At 64.7% G+C, this 1,496-nt stretch carries 1 protein-coding gene; it reads left to right on the top strand.

The genetic code is table 11. The features are described from left to right. The first annotated feature begins 168 nt into the window (after nucleotides 1–168). Nucleotides 169–1,320, top strand: coding sequence for an IS1595 family transposase (locus tag AC1DVI_RS32305; RefSeq protein ID WP_476961461.1), 1,152 nt, complete (start codon nucleotides 169–171; stop codon nucleotides 1,318–1,320). Nucleotides 1,321–1,496 lie beyond the last annotated feature (176 nt).

Below are 1,496 nucleotides of genomic sequence, written 5' to 3'. Positions count from 1 at the left end.
CGTCACTACCGGGAATGCAAAGGTAATAAAATTGCTCTATATATAAATCAGTCACTTGCCCGATACGCGGGAACAGCCTAGGCGATAAAGCCACATAAGGTTGAATCAATATGTTGATTGTCAGAGCAGCGCCGTTCCAGTAGGATTCCGGCCTCGGCGGAGGTCGGCATGACGGATCTGGCGGAACTCTCGAAACGCTTCGGGTTGGGCGACGTCCCCGACGTGATGGAGGTCAGCCGGATCTTCGCCGATGACGCCGTTGCCCGGGAGTTCCTCGAAGCCCTCGTCTGGCCGACCGGGGCGTTCTGCCCGCACTGCGGCAGCATCCATATCTGGCGGCACAAGAAGGCCGTCGCCTACCAGCGCAAGGCGCCGCTGAAGAAGAAGACCGAGCGCAAGCGGCGCGAGGGCGTGCACGAGTGCGCCGACTGCTTCCGTCAGTTCACGGTCACGACCCGCACCCCGATGCACGCGACCAAGCTGCCGCTGGGCAAGTGGATTGTCGCGCTCTACCTCGTCGTCACCTCGAGCAAGGGCATTGCCTCGGTCATCAACGCCCGATGGCTCGGCGTCGACCAGGAGACAGCGTGGAAGATGGGGCACGCCTTGCGCGAGCTCATGGACCTGCGCCACGAAGCCGAACCTGCGCTTTCCGGCGTCGTCGAGGTCGATACCAAGCGCATTGGCGGCGCGCCGCGCCAGCAGAAGCACGTGTACCATCCGCCGGGCAAGGGATCGGCCAAGCCAATCGTGGCCATCGCCACCGAACGGCAAGGCGAGGTGCGTGCGGCCGTAGTCCAGGGCGAGAGCCAAGCCGACATCGAGCCGTTGATGACGGCCACCATCGACTCGTCCGCCAACATCATGAGCGACCAGGACCGGGCGATCGCCGCGGCCGCCAAGGGCTTCGCCCGGCACGACGCCGTCAACCACTCGGCGAAGGAGTTCGTCCGCAAGGAACGGCGCGGCAAGACGACCGTCAAGGTCCACTCGAACACCGCCGATGCCTTCGGCGGCCAGCTGGAGCGGGCCAAGGTCGGGGTCTACCACCGCTTCGGCGACTGGCATCTCCAGCGCTACGTCGACGAGATCGCCTTCCGCTGGAACCATCGGCGCCACCGGGCCTACGTCGGCAAGGACGGCCTCCCGCGGACCGCCGTCGTCATCGACCCGGTCGTGCAGCAGATGGCCGATCTTCTGCGTCATGCCGTTGGCCGACAGGTCCGGCTGAAGCGCGGTTCCGGGCTGGTCTGGCCCGACCCAATCGCGCCTGGCTACCCGGCGGCTCCCGTGCGCCTGCCGAAGGGCACGGCCGCCTGACGGGCGTCGCTCCTTCCCGCTCTGTTTCCGGTTCTCGCTTCGGATCCCGCCTCAGCAATCGCTGTTCAGGCCAGAAAAGCGTGTCGTTCTGGCGTCATCAACCGAAACGGCGACCCACTACATATAGATGGGCGGCTTCACGCAACTTCATTACCTTTGCATTCCCGGTAGTGACG

Source organism: Azospirillum sp. P4_B5, assembly GCF_056402275.1.
The sequence above is the reverse complement of the archived record's forward strand: the minus strand, read 5'-3'. Positions and strand labels throughout refer to the sequence as shown.